The sequence below is a fragment of the Aeromonas sp. QDB62 genome (assembly GCF_027705695.1).
Lineage (GTDB): Bacteria > Pseudomonadota > Gammaproteobacteria > Enterobacterales > Aeromonadaceae > Aeromonas > Aeromonas allosaccharophila.
This window is the reverse complement of sequence record NZ_JAPDCD010000064.1, coordinates 1-15,844: the sequence shown is the minus strand read 5'-3', so window position 1 is coordinate 15,844 and position 15,844 is coordinate 1. Positions and strand designations below refer to the sequence as shown.

9 protein-coding genes are annotated in these 15,844 nt (G+C 60.9%); 2 read left to right on the top strand and 7 right to left on the bottom strand.

The features are described from left to right. Positions 1-507 precede the first annotated feature (507 nt). From OKC27_RS21165 to OKC27_RS21155, 3 genes are read right to left on the bottom strand one after another with little or no spacing between them, the layout of a single operon-like run. Positions 508-1,941 (bottom strand): multidrug efflux transporter outer membrane subunit TOprJ2, encoded by a 1,434-nt coding sequence (locus OKC27_RS21165; RefSeq protein ID WP_088903432.1) that lies wholly within the window; start codon positions 1,939-1,941, stop codon positions 508-510. 4 nt (positions 1,942-1,945) lie between these two features. Further along, positions 1,946-5,080, bottom strand: a complete 3,135-nt coding sequence (tmexD, locus tag OKC27_RS21160; protein WP_270670099.1) for a multidrug efflux RND transporter permease subunit TMexD — start codon at positions 5,078-5,080, stop codon at positions 1,946-1,948. 15 nt (positions 5,081-5,095) lie between these two features. Further along, entirely contained in the window at positions 5,096-6,259 is a 1,164-nt protein-coding gene (locus OKC27_RS21155; protein WP_088903431.1) for a multidrug efflux RND transporter periplasmic adaptor subunit TMexC2, read from the bottom strand. Positions 6,260-6,438: 179 nt separating this feature from the next. Between OKC27_RS21155 and OKC27_RS21150 the strand changes: the two genes are divergently transcribed. Beyond that, on the top strand, positions 6,439-6,996 hold the full coding sequence (locus OKC27_RS21150; protein ID WP_090519109.1) for a TetR/AcrR family transcriptional regulator: 558 nt from the start codon (positions 6,439-6,441) through the stop codon (positions 6,994-6,996). A 440-nt stretch (positions 6,997-7,436) separates the two neighbouring features. Then, positions 7,437-10,127, top strand: a complete 2,691-nt coding sequence (locus OKC27_RS21145; protein ID WP_058131653.1) for an AAA family ATPase — start codon at positions 7,437-7,439, stop codon at positions 10,125-10,127. A gap of 67 nt (positions 10,128-10,194) precedes the next feature. Here OKC27_RS21145 and OKC27_RS21140 read toward each other — a convergent pair whose 3' ends face one another. Genes OKC27_RS21140 through OKC27_RS21125 form a run of 4 tightly spaced genes read right to left on the bottom strand, consistent with a single transcriptional unit; the run spans position 10,195 to position 15,478 of the window. Beyond that, complete coding sequence (locus OKC27_RS21140) at positions 10,195-10,659, bottom strand: hypothetical protein (protein ID WP_023443007.1); 465 nt, start codon at positions 10,657-10,659, stop codon at positions 10,195-10,197. Further along, positions 10,640-12,679, bottom strand: coding sequence for a hypothetical protein (locus OKC27_RS21135; RefSeq protein ID WP_034039551.1), 2,040 nt, complete (start codon positions 12,677-12,679; stop codon positions 10,640-10,642). Before OKC27_RS21135 ends, OKC27_RS21140 begins: the two co-directional genes overlap by 20 nt. Continuing rightward, complete coding sequence (locus OKC27_RS21130; protein WP_034039553.1) at positions 12,676-14,406, bottom strand: site-specific integrase; 1,731 nt, start codon at positions 14,404-14,406, stop codon at positions 12,676-12,678. The genes OKC27_RS21135 and OKC27_RS21130 overlap by 4 nt, the downstream gene beginning before the upstream one ends. After that, positions 14,399-15,478: a site-specific integrase gene (locus tag OKC27_RS21125; protein WP_226632504.1), complete on the bottom strand. Its 1,080-nt coding sequence runs from the start codon at positions 15,476-15,478 to the stop codon at positions 14,399-14,401. The genes OKC27_RS21130 and OKC27_RS21125 overlap by 8 nt, the downstream gene beginning before the upstream one ends. Between the last annotated feature and the right edge of the window lie 366 nt (positions 15,479-15,844).

Here is a 15,844-nt window from a genome sequence, read left to right as displayed (position 1 = left end):
GCCCTGCAATTGTGTGTCCTGCGCTATCCCGGCCGGGTGCTGGCTCCAGGCGAACTGATCCCTGCAGAGGTCATCGATGTAAAGGAAAGAAGAACAGCCATGGACATGACTTCAGCTCAGACATTCCGCTACTCAATCTCTGATGTCGGATGTCCATAGAAAGAACCTCTTTTCCAGGAAATTGGGGCTTGAAGTCCATACCTGCGCAATTGCACCCATTTGACCAGTCAATTGCATTGGTACTGACCACCGCGTGCATCCGACTTGGCCAGTGGGCAGCAGAGACGCAACAGGCAGAAACCGGCCAGAAGCAGTCAGTCAATCATGCGTTACAGTGATTTTTTGCAGCTCTTTATAGAGCCGTTAGCTGCTGCCACCAATAATCCATAGGCCTGCCAGTCGTCAGACAGTCTTATTCTCGATCAGACGATTGCCCCGTCGATGACCAGTAGCTCACCGGTGATGGAGCCAGAGTCCGGTCTTCGGATGCAGGACTCCTGGCTTTGCTCACTCAGCGCCGATCCCGGCCATCGGTTCAGTTTGGCCCCAGCCACCGCCCAGAGACCTGAACAGGTCAACCAGCGCAATCTGCCGTTCCGTGCTGATTTGAATTAGTGTGGTCTGGTTGCTAAAGGTGCTGCGCTGGGCGTCAAGATAACGCAGGTAGTCGTCCACGCCGCCCTCGTAACGCGCCTTAGCCAGGGCCATCGCAGCCTCGCTGGAACCGGCCAGAGCCTGGCGGGCAGCCTCCTCGCGGCGCAGGGTGTCGGTGGCGGCCAGGGCATCGGCCACTTCGCGGAAGGCGGTCTGGATGGTGCCTTCGTAGTCGGCCACCGCCGCGTCCTGGCGCACTTCGGCGAGGTCCAGGTTGGCGCGGTTGCGGCCACCGGCGAAGATCGGCAGCGACAGCGTCGGGGCAAAGCTCCAGGCCCGCGAGCCGCCATCGAACAATCCGGACAACTCGGCACTGGAGCTGCCCACCGAACCGGTCAGGCTGATCCGGGGAAAGAACGCGGCGCGAGCTGCACCGATATCGGCATTGCGCGCCTTGAGGCGGTGCTCGCTGGCGAGAATGTCCGGGCGCCGTTCGATCAGTTCCGAGCTGGTGCCGGGGGCGATGTCCTGCAGCACCATCAGGTCGTCGCGGGGCGTCGCGGGCAGCAGGCGAGCGGCATCTGGCGTGCCGAGCAACAGGACCAGGGCGTTGTCCGCCTGGCGTAACTGGCGTTCGGTGCTCTCGCGCTCGGCCCTAGCCTGTTCGGCAAGGCCGACCGCTTCCTGGTAATCCAGGGCGGTGGCGGCCCCCGCTGCACGGCGCTGGCTGACCAGCTCCAGCGAGGCCATGCGGCTGTCCAGGGTTTGTTCGACCAGGGCCATGCGGCGTAGCGCACCATCGCGGGTCAGGTAGGCCTGGATGACCTCGGCAACCAGGCTGATCTGCGTGGCACGGGTCGCCTCCTCGGTCGCCAGGTAGGTCTCCAGCGCGGCCTCGGAGAGGTTGCGCACGCGGCCGAACAGGTCGACTTCGTACTCCGCGAGGCCGAGGCCGACCTGATAGTTGCTGGTCACTTCCGAGCGCCCGGTCTGCGACAGATCGGCAGGCAGGCGCTGGCGGTTGCCGCTGGCATTGGCGTTGATCGAAGGCAGGCGATCAGCACGCTGGATGCGGTACTGGGCACGCGCAGCTTCGATATCCAGCAGCGCCTGGCGCAGGCTGCGGTTGTTGCTCAGCGCCGTATCCACCGCGCGGCGCAAGTCGGCATCGACGATGAAGGTCTGCCAGTCCAGCGCCTGGGCACGGGTGCCCTCCGCGTCGGCGGCTTGCCAGTGCGACGCGACCGGTGCCTGCGGGCGCTCGTAGGTCGGGGCCAGCGAACAACCCGCCAGGGCGGCGATGGCCAGGGGCAGCAGAGCGCGACGGAGCATGAAGTGAGAGGTCATCGCATTACTCCGCTTTATGCAGGGGATGGTTGTCGGTTTGCTGAGGTTTGGTGCGCAGCAGCGACAGCACCCAGACGAAGAAGATCGGCACGAAGATCACCCCGAGCATGGTCGCGCTGAGCATCCCGCCCAGCACCCCGGTGCCCAGTGCGCGCTGGCTCGCAGCGCCGGCGCCAGTGGCGATGGCCAGCGGCACCACGCCGAGCATGAACGCCATGGAGGTCATGATGATCGGGCGGAAACGCAGGCGCGCGGCTTCGACAGCAGCATCGCGCAGCGAGTAGCCGTCTTCCCACAGGTCCTTGGCGAACTCGACGATGAGAATGGCGTTCTTCGCCGCCAGGCCGATCACGGTGATCAGGCCGACCTTGAAGTACACGTCGTTGGGCAGGCCGATAGCAGTCACCGCCAGTACCGCGCCGAGTGCGCCGACCGGCACGATCAGCATCACCGTCAGCGGGATCGCCCAGCTCTCGTAGAGCGCCACCAGCAGCAGGAACACCACGGTGATGGCCAGGGCGAACAGCATCGTCGCCTGCCCGCTGGCGACCCGCTCCTGATACGACAGCCCGGTCCACTCGTAACCGATACCTTCGGGCAGCTCGGCAGCGATGCGCTCCAGTTCGAGCATCGCCTCGCCAGTGCTCACGCCGGGCGCGGCGTCACCGGCAATGCGGATCGACGGGTAACCGTTGTAACGCGCGACCTGCACCGGGCCTTCTTCCCAGCTCGTGGTGACGAAAGCACTCAGCGGTACCAGGCTGCCGCTGTCGTTGGGCACATGCAGGCGCAGGACGCTTTCCGGTGTCATGCGCTCGGCCTGTTCGGCCTGTACCACCACGCGCTGCTGGCGGCCGGCGTTGGCGAAGTCGTTGATCACCGACGAGCCGAACGCAGTGGACAGCGCGCTGCTGATCGCTTCGAAGCTGACTCCCAGCGTGCGCGCCTGCTCACGGTCGATCACCAGGCGCAGCTGCGGCGCCTCGGCCAGACCTTCCATCATGGCGTAGAGGAACTTCGGATTGCCGTTGACCTTGCCCAGCACTTCATCGCGCGCTGCCAACAGGGCATCGCGGCCAAGGCCGGCGCGGTCCTGCAGGCGCAGGGCGAAACCACCCGAGTTGCCCAGGCCTTCGACCGGCGGTGGCGGCACCGCCATGATCGCGCCGTCATCGAGGTTGGCGAAGTGCTGGTTGACCGCAGCCGACTCGGCTTCCGGCGACTGCGAAGAATCTCGCTCGGACCAGTCCTTGAGCAGCGGGAAGGCAATGGCCGCGTTCTCACCCATGCCGGAGAAGCTGAAGCCGAGGACCAGGAAGGACGTCTGCACGGCCTCGCGGGCCATCAGAAACTCTTCCAGCTCCTCACCCGTGGCCGAGGTGCGCTCACGGGTGGCGCCTGGCGGCAACTGGATGTCGACGATCATGTAGCCCTGGTCTTCCACCGGCACGAAGGATTCCGGCAGGCGCAGGTAGAAGAAACCCATCAGCACCACCACGCCCAGGTAGATGAACATCACCCGCCCGGCGCGCGGCACCAGCTTGCCGTTGAGTTTGGTGTAGCGGCCGGTCAGGGCGGTGAACTTGCGGTTGAACCAGCCGAAGAAACCGGTCTTCTCGTGATGGCCTTCGGGGATCGGTTTGAGCAGCGTGGCGCACAGCGCCGGGGTGAAGGTCAGCGCGAGGAAGCCCGAGAACAGGATCGACACCGCCAGCGACAGCGAGAACTGCTGGTAGATCACCCCCACCGAGCCGGCCATGAAGGCCAGCGGCAGGAACACCGCCGACAGCACCAGGGTGATACCGATGATCGCCCCGGACACCTGCCCCATCGCCTTGATGGTCGCCGGCACCGGCGCCAGGCCTTCCTCGGCCATGATCCGCTCGACGTTCTCCACCACCACGATGGCGTCGTCCACCAGGATGCCGATGGCCAGCACCATGCTGAACATGGTCATCATGTTCACCGAGAAGCCAAGCAGGTACATGAAGGTCAGCGTACCGAGCAGACACACCGGCACGACGATGGACGGGATCAGGGTGTAGCGCACGTTCTGCAGGAACAGGAACATCACCAGGAACACCAGCACCATGGCCTCGATGAGGGTCATGATGACCTTGTCGATCGCCACGTCGACGAAGCGCGAGGTGTCGTACGCCACGGAGAACTCGACGTTGTCCGGGAAGTTGGCCGACAGCTCGGTCAGACGCTGCTTGACCGCCTCGGCGGTCTGGATCGCGTTGGCACCGGGCGACAGCTGCACGGCGGCGGCAACGGCGGGCTTGCCGTCCTGGCGCGAGCCGAAGTTGTAGTCCTGGCTGCCGACCTCGATGCGCGCCACGTCGCCCAGGGTCAGGCGCGAGCCGTCCTGGTTGGCACGCAGCACGATGGCGGCGAATTCCTGCGGGTTGTCCAGGGTACCCTTGACCGCCAGGGTCGCCGTCAGCTCCTGCTCGCTGGAACCCGGCGTGCTGCCGAAGGCACCGGCCGGCACCTGCACGTTCTGCGCGCGGATGGCGTTGTTCACGTCATCGATGGATAGGCCGTAGCCGACCAGCTTCTGCGGATCGATCCACACGCGCATGGCCGCCTCGGAGGCGAAGAACTGCAGCTTGCCGACGCCGTTCACGCGACGGATTTCGTTGTTGATGTTGCGCGCGGCGTAATCGGCCAGCGCCGTGACGTTGGCGTCCTTGTCGCCATCGGTGTAGCTCAGCGCATAGATCAGCAGGAAGCCGGCGGTGGCCTGCTCGGTCTGGATGCCGAGCGTCAGCACGGCCTGCGGCATGCGTGCCTCGGCCTTCTTCAGACGGTTCTGCACGTCAACCTGGGCCAGTTCGGGGTCGGTCCCTGGCTGGAAGGTGACGGTGATCTCGGCGATGCCGTTGGCGTTGCTGGTGGACTCGAAGTACAGCAGGTTCTTGGCGCCGTTGAGTTCTTCCTCGATGACGCTGGTCACCGAGTCGGTGAGCTCCTGCGCCGAAGCGCCGGGATAGGTGGCGGTCACGGTGATCTGCGGCGGCGCCACGTTGGGGTACTGCGCCACCGGCAGGAACGGGATGGCCAGCAGGCCACCCAGCGAGATGAACAGGGCGACTACCCAGGCGAAATTGGGGCGCCGGATGAAAAACAGGGACATGAGAGGTTCTCCGGCTTACTGCACCTGGGACTGTGGAGCGGCTTCGGCGGCATCTTGCTCGCGGGGGATGACCTTGGCGCCCGGACGGATAGCCGCCAGCGAGCTGGTGATCACCTTGTCGCCGACCTGCAGGCCCTCGCTGATTTGCCAGCGCGAGCCCTGCATGGCACCGGTGGTGACCTGGCGCGCCTCGACGGTATCGCCCTCCCCCAGCAGCATCACGCTGGCCTGGCCGTCAGCCGAACGCTGCACGGCACGTTGCGGCACCAGGATGGCGTTCTGGTCGAGCCCTTGCGGTGTGCGCACACGCACGTACATACCCGGCAGCAGCACGCCCTCGGGGTTGTCGAACTGGCCTCGCAGGGCGATCTGCCCGGTGCTGCGATCCACCGAGATATCGGTGAACAGCAGCGTGCCCTTGCGCTCGATATCGGTACCGTCGACACGCAGCGACAGCGGCTGGTCGCTCGCACCGGCAACCTTGCCCTCGGCGATTGCCGCGCGCAGGCGCAGGGCATCGGCAGCAGGCTGGGTGAAGTCGGCGTACACCGGATCGAGTTGCTGGATACGTGCCAGCAGCGTGGCTTCGCCCTGGCCTACCAGAGCCCCTTCGGTGACCTGGGCGCGACCGATACGCCCGGCGATGGGGGCGCGAACCTCGGCATAACCCAGGTCCAGGCGGGCAGTTTCGACATTGGCCTGGGCCGAGCGCTTGTCGGCCTGGGCGCTCTGCAGAGCGGCCATGGCGTTGTCGAAATCCTGCTGGCTGACGGCGTCGATCTTCACCAGTGGTTCGTAACGGCGAACCATCGCCTGAGCCTGGAACAGCTGCGCCTCGGCGCGAGCCAGTTCACCTTCCGCCCGCGACAGGGCCGCCTTGAACGGCGCAGGGTCGATCTGGAACAGCACGTCACCGGCCTTCACGTCGGCCCCTTCCTCGAAGGTGCGCTTGAGCACGATCCCCGCCACCCGCGCGCGCACCTCGGCGACACGCACCGGCTCGATGCGCCCTGGTAGCTCGGCGAACACTGTGAAGGGCTCGGTCTTCACGCTGAGCACATCGACTTCACGCGCTGGCGCCTCTTCCCGTTGCTCTTCGGGCTTGTCGCAGCCAACCAGGGTCACGGCGATCAAATAGGAGATCACGGAAAAAGTGATCCATTCGCGGAATTTGTTCATATCTCACCCAAGCGCGAAGCCAGTACGTAGTCGAAGCCGCGCATGATCCACGCAAAAATCAAATAAGTCAATATTGACTCATTTGATTTTGGTGTGAACAAAGCTAGTATCCTCTTTGAGAAAAATGAGTGTTCTAGGCAAAATACCCGCATCTGCCCGCGATAGATAAAGAGTGACCGATGGATTTAACTGCTGCCGATGAGAAATTGCTGAAGGCCCTGGCGATCGCCATCGTTGACCACCCGCGAGCCACGTTCAAAGAAATAGCCCAGGCAGCGGGGGTCAGCAAGGCGACGCTCAACAGGTTTTGCGGCACCCGCGACAACCTGATCGAGATGCTTCTGAATCATGGTTCGGTGGTTATTTATAGGGTCATTGCCGATGCCGATCTTGAGGCGGCGCCCTTGGACGCATTGCATCGTCTGATCGAAGGCCATTTGATTCACAGGGAGTTGTTGGTATTCCTCTCATTCCAGTGGCGCCCGGACACGTTTGATTTAGATGCAGGCGGCTGCCGATGGCTGCCTTACTCGGAAACGCTGGACGAGTTCTTTCTCCGCGGGCAAAAACTGGGCGTATTCCGTATCGATATCGGTGCCCCGGCGCTTACCGAAATCTTCTCCTCCTTGATCTTCGGCCTGGTAGACGCCGAGCGCCGCGGCCGTATCGCACGCGCAGGTATGGCGGCGTTGATCGAGCAATTCTTCCTGAACGGGGCTTGCAACTACCAAACTTAACGGAAAGCAACGCTCAGTTTTTTTTCCAACGGGTTGGCGGTGTCCGTTTTTGGCCGTTCTCTGACGGTCGTGACAGTGACACGCCCTGGTCAAGTTGAACGCAATCCGTGGTCAACGCCAACCCAAATTGGTGGTCAAGAGGAGTGCAATTTCGCACATACCTGAGGACTGCTCACCACATCGCTTGCGTCGGTAGTAGCTTCCGCACTTTCCCCGTCTCTCACCGCTAAACAGCGCTTTCCGGTAGCGGACTTTAGAGCGGCTTGATACTGGCCAGCATGCAGAAATTCTGCCCGTGTAGCGTCACGACCGGACAAGCCACTAGGGTGGCGGTCAGGAAGGCAGGCAAACGGAACACGGCGAAGCACCTCGAAGGCGCTGGCCACTTGCCATCCAACTGGGCGCGGCCTTTAATCGGCGGATCTGGAAAGGAGACGGATATGCCATTGTTGGACGAGATTATTGGGTGGGCCGGCGGACTCAGACCCTGGCAGCAGGAAGCACTGCGCCGGATATTTGCCCGGGCCGAACTAACCCAAGATGACATCGAGACCATTCTGCGAATGGTTCGCGAGCAAGAACGGGAAGACGCAACCACGGGGGGAGCACGGCCATTCACGCTGGACGACGTACCAGGCGCCGGAAGTGGCGCAACCGTGCGGTTGGTGGGTGTCTCGGGGCTAGACCAGGTAAACGGCTTCCCGTCCGGTCGTGCCTTTGACCTCGCACCGGAGGGCATGACCATTTTCTTTGGTCATAACGGCGCCGGCAAATCCGGCTACGCCCGCGTCTTCAAGAATGCCTGCAACGCTCGGCATCGGGTGGAGGTCCTGCCCGACGCTTTTGGGGCGGCAACCCCAGCTAGACTGCCATCAGCAGATTTCGCCATTTTGGTGGATGGCACTCCGGAAACCGCACGTTGGGTCCAGAACGGGCCGGCCCATTTGCATTTGAGTTCGGTCTCGGTCTACGACGCGGCCTGTGCCAATGACTACATCGACGCGGAAGGGACCCCTGCATTTCAGCCCTACGGACTCACTCATCTGACGCGCCTGGTCCTACTTCAGCGTGATTTACAGGCACGGATTGGGACCGAACGCAATGCCTTGGCTCTGGATACCCGGCAATTCGAACCGCTGAAGGGTGACACCGAAGTCGGCCGCTACATCGCCAAATTAGGTGGGGACTCGGACCGCGCCGTGCTTGCTCGATTAGGGACGGTCGGTGACGATGAACTCCGGCGACTGGAGTTTCTGAAGCGGACATTACTGGAAAGCGATCCTGTGCCGCAGGCGCTGGCCTTGGAACGTTTGGCGACACGCTTGGACCAGGCGCAGCGTCGAGCCGAGGAAGTCCAGCGCTGGGTGAATGATCGTGCCATAGCACGGGCAAAGGAACTGATTACAACGGAAAAAACCGCGCATCTCGCCATGCAACTGGCGCAAGCGCGTCTTCAGGATCGAGACACACTGAACGCCATGGAGTTGCCGGTAACGTCCTCACCCACCGCCACGCTGCTGGAAGGCACAGGAGCTGAACTCTGGCAAACGATGTACCGAGCCGCTGAGGCTTTCTCTCAGCAGACGGCATACCCTGAACATCCCTTCCCGCACCTGGAACCGGACGCTTACTGCGTACTCTGCCAGCAACCTTATTCAACGGATGCCTCGGAGCGCATGCGGCGTTTCGCGGCATTTGTCGCCGACAGCGCCACGGCGGATGCGCAAGCCGCCACGCTTGCGCGCATGAACGCTCTAGGGAAGGTGCAGGCTGTCGATCTAAACGTTCTGGATGTGCCAACACGGGCTGACGTGGAGGAGCGACTGCCCGACCTACACGCTGCCATCACCGCAGCGGCATCGGTCTGGACCGCCCGGCATACTTGGGTTAGCCAAGCCCTGCAAACTGGAAACTGGTCCCCCGAGTCAGAACCGCTTCCTATCGAAGCAAACCTCGATAGTCTCTTCGCCGCCAAAGCTGCTTCGCTCCGAGTCGACGCCAATACCCTGCGGACCTCTGCCGATCCCGCTCTACGCTTGGCGCTGACCCAAGAACTGGCAGAGCTAGAAGCCCGACAACGCCTCGCCAACCAGCTTGGCGCGGTGGAGCGCTTTGTTCAGGACAGTCAGGTCCATGCCACATTGAGCCGCTGCCATGCCGCCCTCAACCCAGCGGCAGTGTCACGCAAACTGACGTCCCTGGCGGCGACGCATGTGACCGAGGCTCTGGCCGCTTCTATGAATGCTGAGTTGAAAGCCCTGGGCTATAAGCGACGGGTGCAACCCGACCTGAGCGGGCGCACAGAGCTGGGGGTGACCAAGGTCACGCTGCGCCTGCAGGAAATCACGGCGAAAGCCTCCAAGGTGCTGTCAGAGGGCGAGCAGCGCGCGTTGGGGATGGCTATGTTCCTCGCCGAGCTCGAATCCCTGCCACATACTTCGACCGTTATTTTCGACGATCCGTCTACGTCGCTGGATCACGTATATCGTCGGGCCATAGCTCGGCGTTTGGTAGCGCTGGCTGAGACCCGCCAAGTGCTGGTGTTCACCCATGATGCGGTGTTCCTGACCGAGCTCGCGATGGCGCTTCAGCGCGCTGATCGCTCGGCCAGCTACAAGACCATCGGTTGGGACGAGTCGCCGGGACTAGTGAGCGAGGGGCTGACGTGGACGACGATGGACACCAAGGCCCGCCTGGCCGATCTCGAAAGTCGTGCGAAAGCACTGAACGTTCCGGTCGGCAGCGACCCGGATGATGAGCTTGAGCGGCAAATCGCATCGGGATACTCAAGCCTCCGAGGCACTGTCGAGCGCGCCATACGCGAGGTTTTTTTGAACAATACCGTCCAGCCGTTCAGCGATGTGGTGAGCGTAGAAGCATTTGGTGCTGTCATTGGCCACCCCGCAGAGGAGTGGGAGCAGTTGCTGGCAGTGTATGCGCGGGCCTGCGAAGCTACCGAGGCCCACGACACCCCAGGCGAGCGCCAACTACCGCTTCCCGCGCGTGAGGAGTTGCTCGGCGATATCGCCCAGGTCCTGGAATTAATCAAAAACGCGACTAAACGCCGAACTGCCTACGAGAATCTACGCCGGGAGCGGACCGCGCAACGCAAGAAGCTCTTCGGCGGCTAGCCCGACGTTTCATGCCGGGCTGGTCGGGCATGGCTGTGTTTCTTTCGAATATTGCGAGCTCTCCGTTTCAAAGTTTTTTGTGGCCTCGCGGATCAAGAGGAAGCACATTGGAGGCCGGCAGTTGGCGCTCCAAGTCCGCAATACGGTCGTACAGCTCAAGAATGGTGGCGTCGGCCTCACTGAGTAGGCTGGCTAGGTGGTCACGCTGCTGCGTGATTTCCTCGATCCGTTCTCGAAGTCCACGATTTTTTCTGCGGGCTAATAAGCTGACTTGGCGCACTGATGGCGGACGTTGCTCAGCGTGTCCTTCCACGTACTTTTGGATCTCAGCGATCAGTAGGGGGAAACGAGCTTTTTTCAGTGCAGAGGGGTCGCTGCCGGCCTCCTTGGCAACGTTGTTCTGACTTACGGGCGTCCCCTTCGGCAGTCGTTCGGGCTTGTTGCTCTTCAGCCGCTCGAACGCTGCGCGATACTGCTCGCCGGCACTCATTCGCTTAGCCGGGTCAGCGGATTCATGTTTGCCGGATGACATGGCGATAATTCTCCACACTACGTTTCTGGGCTTCCAACGAAGTCCTTAGCGGACTGTCTACCTCGGCAGCGGCCAGGCGCTCATCCAATACCGCCTCCAACACTTCGACTTCGTCGAGTTGCTCGGGGTCATAGAGAACGTCCGCACATGGTTTGGTTTCTCCGGGGGAGTCGCCCCCTCCGCAGCGAGCGATATTGTCGATGCCCCCATAGGGACAGGGGGTACGGCTCGTGCAGATGCCCAGCAAAATCGGTCGATGAGTGACCGTCCCCTTCTTAGCCAGATTGATCGCTTTCTTAGCATCAGAGGCTGAGATTAGGCGGACAATCTCAGATTTTCGCTTCTCGCCGTGGGGGCTGACGAATCGGTTGCTCGTCAGCTGTTGCAGCTGCCTACCCAAAGTTTCGTACATGGTGCGGACGTAGTAGGTATGGGCCTTCTCTTCCAGCCGTACCCTGGAATGGTTTTGCCCGTAGTAGAGACTCATCGCTCTGGCGACGTGCTTTAGCTGAAACTGCAATGAAGCGTCGCTGACCAGCCCGGATGCCTGCATATTCACTGCGCCGGTTCGTCGGAGTTGATGCCAGGCCAACGGCCAGATTTTGCCGACCGCAAACTCGTCGGTCAGCGTCGGCGTCACCAACCGAGCCAATTCGAAATCTTCCGGCGTAATGCGCAATTGCTCACGGTCGAACAGCTTGTCGAACCACTGAAGCACATGGGCATAGCTCGGAATCGATGGCCGAATCGTGCGGTTGATCTTGGTGAACTTCGTTCCCCACGGTTCAAGGCAATAATCAAGCAGATAGCGCTTGGCCGGATCATCCGGCACCGAGGCCTCGCCGGGGGGAGAGTCGCATTCTGCGCGGAGGTCTGCGACCACACGCATGGCTTCAACTGCCACCTGAGCTGACGGGGACGTCACCCAAAGTGCCTCAGAATCCGACATCGTCTTGGTCGTTCGTCCGCACAATACATGGATGTCGCCAAACTGCGGATCACGTTCTATGTGCAAGCAATCGGCGCGCAGGTTCCAAGCCTCTTCGACTCGCATGAGGCTGAAGTTCAGCAGATAGCACAGTCCAGATCGACTCACGAGGTTGAGGTAGCGACTCAGAGTTTGAATGCGAATTTCGTCGTCGCTCACTCCCAGCCAGCGACGAAATAGTTCCACCATGCCAAACCGATGCGCGGTGTCGATGAATGGGCCGTAGTACTGCCGCCCAGTCCACTTTCCGTTTGATCCATCCGACGGCCACTGAAACGGATAGAACGATTGTGGCCTGCGTTGTCCTTGGAGACTGGCAGAGTTGTGCCGATAGGCAGCCAGACAGAAGCGGAAGCACTCCTCGACTTGGCCTCGATGCGCCAAAAAGTCATCCAGGCATTCGCGCAAGCGTGTGATTTGATAGTGCCAAATGCGGGGCGGGATATAGGGGGTCTGGAGCTTCTGGTGGTCGGGCATGGCCGCTGCGAGGCGTGCCAACCCTGCGCGATCCAACAAGGTGAACCCCAGCGCATCCCGCCGCTCGTACAGTTCGTGCAGCAATGCCAAGAACTCACCGGACCGGGAAGCCTGGAGCACCTCCGGGAGACGGTCGGCAACGCGCGGAAAATGACTCAGTTCGGATGCGAGAATGCCTTCTTGAGTGCACAAGACGAACAGCCGACGCATCTGGTCGAAGCGCGTTTTCAGGCCTCGGTATCCACGGGCTCCATTGGGGCCGTATAGCCACCAGCCGATTACGGTCCGCAATAAATCGGCGTTCGCAGGATCGATCGCGGCGACATATTTCTTAGCTGGGCCATCGCCGAAATTGAGAGTGAGCCGTTTTCCCGCCCATGGGTCGAGCCGCCAAATGGCATCGCCCCAACGGCTCACCACCTGGCCAGCGGCATCTATGATGACCGGCCAATCACGCTGCGGTGGCCAGCACGGCGGACGGTAGTTCGGCGCATCAGGAATCGCTAGGGGCGAGTCGATGCCGAGGCCAAGTTCGGAAAGAATATTTTTCGTCATGCTGATCTTTGTCGCAGTTCTGCCAATCGGATGAAGCCATCCCAGGCCGGGTGGTAGTCACCTTCACTTATGCGCGCTCTGGCTTCTTCGACCCAAAGCCTGCGGACCTCGCTACTTTCTTCGAAGAAGCGCAGTTTGGCCGTCAGCCGATCGATCACCAGCAGGGCCGGATGCTCTGTCGTCAGGTGCTTACCCGAACTGGATGGGCGGTAGCGTGCCAGTTCAAGCGATTTGAGGTGGCGCAAGCTACCGAGAGACCACACATGATCCTCACTTTCGATATCCCGGTGCTGGGTACAGAACAGGCAACCGGCAGCATTGATGCAGTCGGGTCGCGGACCATTCTTCGGCATCGTGCCCACTGGTTCAGGTGTGGCCGATACACATCTACCAGGAGCAGGAGGTGAAAGGGACGGATCGGTTTGCTGATGGAAGCGCGTAATTTCCACCATAGCGATCTGCGGATGGGGGTCGGCATATACGCGTATCAGCGTTTGCACCGTATGCTGGGCCAACTCCGCAACCTGTTGGGGATTCTGGGACTCCCGAAGCAACCAGTTGATGCGCGTCCCGCGCAGTTTTCGCGGTCTCACTATCGGTATGCCAAGCTCGCGGCAGATGCGCGTAACGTTCGTGAACTGCGTCGCCTCTTCTAGGATTCGTCCCCCGCTACGTATAAGCGGAAAGAGCAAACCATCCGGCTCATTGGGAAACCATTCGGAACGCCATTCGAGATAGCGCTCGAACCACTCTCGATAACTGGCAAAGATCTCGAATAGCACTTCTCCTTCCCGTCGATTTTTGTAGGTACGTACCTGGTAGCCGTCTATGTGGCTGGTGTAATGAAACTGCTCAACCCGCAGGGTATGTGCTTGCTGGAGGTTCAGACCGGTCTGGGCGATGAACATCAGCAATTCACTCTCGATCCGTAAATTGACGATGGGGAAACGGGTCCGCAGTGTCCGATCTGCATCGTGGGCGGCACGCGCCGCCAGGGATGCTTCGATTTGCGCTTGGTTTTGCGGCCTGGTACGGCGGGCCGCTACTTTCTCGGGGCTCTGCAATCCCGACCATAGTTCCAGCACTTGGCCGGTGCGTAACGAAATACAAACTGGGAGGGGGGCCATTGTCCCCCTCCAGGTCAATGCCTCGCATACGTCAGCTAGAAGGTGTCCGAATGCGAAGGTGTTTTGCAGATTCTGCTTGTCCGCTTTGCTCGTATGTACCTTGCCTTTGCCGCGCGGCTTGCGAATACGTGTGCTCTTGCTCAGGCTTGCTTGGCGGTCCAATGCTCGGTCCAGCATCGTCGCCGTGAGCCTGGTGAGATCGTACAGGGACCCATCGCTGAAATTGCGTTCGACTCGATGACGCTGGAGCAAGTGATCGGTCCAACGAATGAACGTGTCGGCCGCCGTCTCGAGACTGAGATTCACGTTTTCTGAATCGATCCAGGCAAAGAATCGGCGCAATGCACTGATCTTGTTCTGCACCGAGAAGCGACTTCCGCCACCAGCAAGGTCGTCAGTCATGTGCTCATGCAGCTGCGTCACCAGCTCGAAACGTTCCGGCAAGGGACTGCCGAGTTCGCCCTGCGCGATCTGGCGGCCCACATGCTTCACCTTTGCTGCTGCACCTCCGCGAAACAGCAGCGGCCGGAGGTCCCAGGGCGTTTCAGTGGCCCCATACTCAAGCATCGGGAAAGTGAGGTCGAATTCGGAACTATCCATCGTGCCGCGCCCCAGCGCCGATCCCGCTAAATGCCGCCATGAAGCTATTTGAGAGGGCTTGTTTGATCGGCAGTGCCTGTACGAATCGGATGTATTTGAAGGTGGTGGCTTCAGAGTTAGGCCCATGGAGCAACGCGTCGCTGACCGTCGCAATTACAATAGCGACATCGGCACAAGCCGATAGCGCCAGACGTGCCAATTCGGTACCGAAGGTGCAGCGCGACTGATGGAAGCGGAATTTACGGAGCACCTGTAGTTCTGCTTTGACGCCCCGTTTTCGAAACTCGGACATCTCAACATTCACAGCAGATGACTGATCGGTGCCGCGCCTGCCATAGGCGTTACCAAAGCGGGTCAAGAACAGCAAATCACGATTCTCGGGCGAGGCTTTCGCCTCTCGTTCCATCCTCCGCCAGCCTTTGGCATATTCCAGCAATTCATCACGCAACGCTTCGGGTATCCAGACCTGGCCAGTCACACCGAATTTCGTGTGCACTGGCGGAGCTGCGCCTGGACCAACTGCAAGGCGTAGAAGCCCTTCAGCGGAAGGGTCGGGGGCGGCGCGCTCCAGAGACTGAATCTTGAGATCACAGATGCTGCCGAGCCGCATCCCGGTAAAAAATCCAAGGGCCAACATGAGGTAGAGCTCGGGCGTGGCGTTCTCTGCGGCGAAATCCAGAATTGCATCGCGATCGGTCTCCGAGACTGGCAACAGCCCATCTTCAAGCGTTTGGCCTGGGCGCTTACGGTTCGGGATGCTGAGGTCGGTGGTGGTTCCGCTGATCGTTCGCTCGAACCCCACCCGGTCGAAGTATTTAACGACGTAGGGTTTTTCCCGCCACAGCTGGACGTGTGGAGAAAGAAGCTCCCTATGCCTTACCCACCGATAGAACATGATGCAATTGCGCATGTACTCAGACGCCGTGGATGGGCCGATCTGGCCGGCATCGCGCATCTTGATCAACGCCCCTCGGTATAGCACCAGGCAGCGGTCAGCTTTGCGAGCGGGAAACTCGAACCACTGCAAATCACGAGATTCAAGAAATTTAGCGTAATTGAGAAGGCCATTCATGTTACTGGCAACGGTCTTAAGAGAAGCGTCACCAGTCGTTGCTCGCTCCACTGCCCACAGGTTTGCCTCCCTCCAAGGTGCATAGTCTGCCCAAAAGATTTGGGGCAAGCCCTCAATGGATGGCCGGCTGCTACTGGGGGAGTATGCGACGGCGTTCTCTCTGCGCACGAGGTAATGGGGCACGAAATGAATGCGCTCTAGCGTCGCCATTCAACGCCCCTGGGACGCTTAACAATGTCCATAGATAGAACTCAATAGCTTAGGCGTCCGCACTATACAACTTACTCTTATCGAATTTATCGGAGCGCAGCTTGGCCTGGGTGCCGACGATCTCGTAGACTATGCTGCCCGCGAGGAAACACGGCA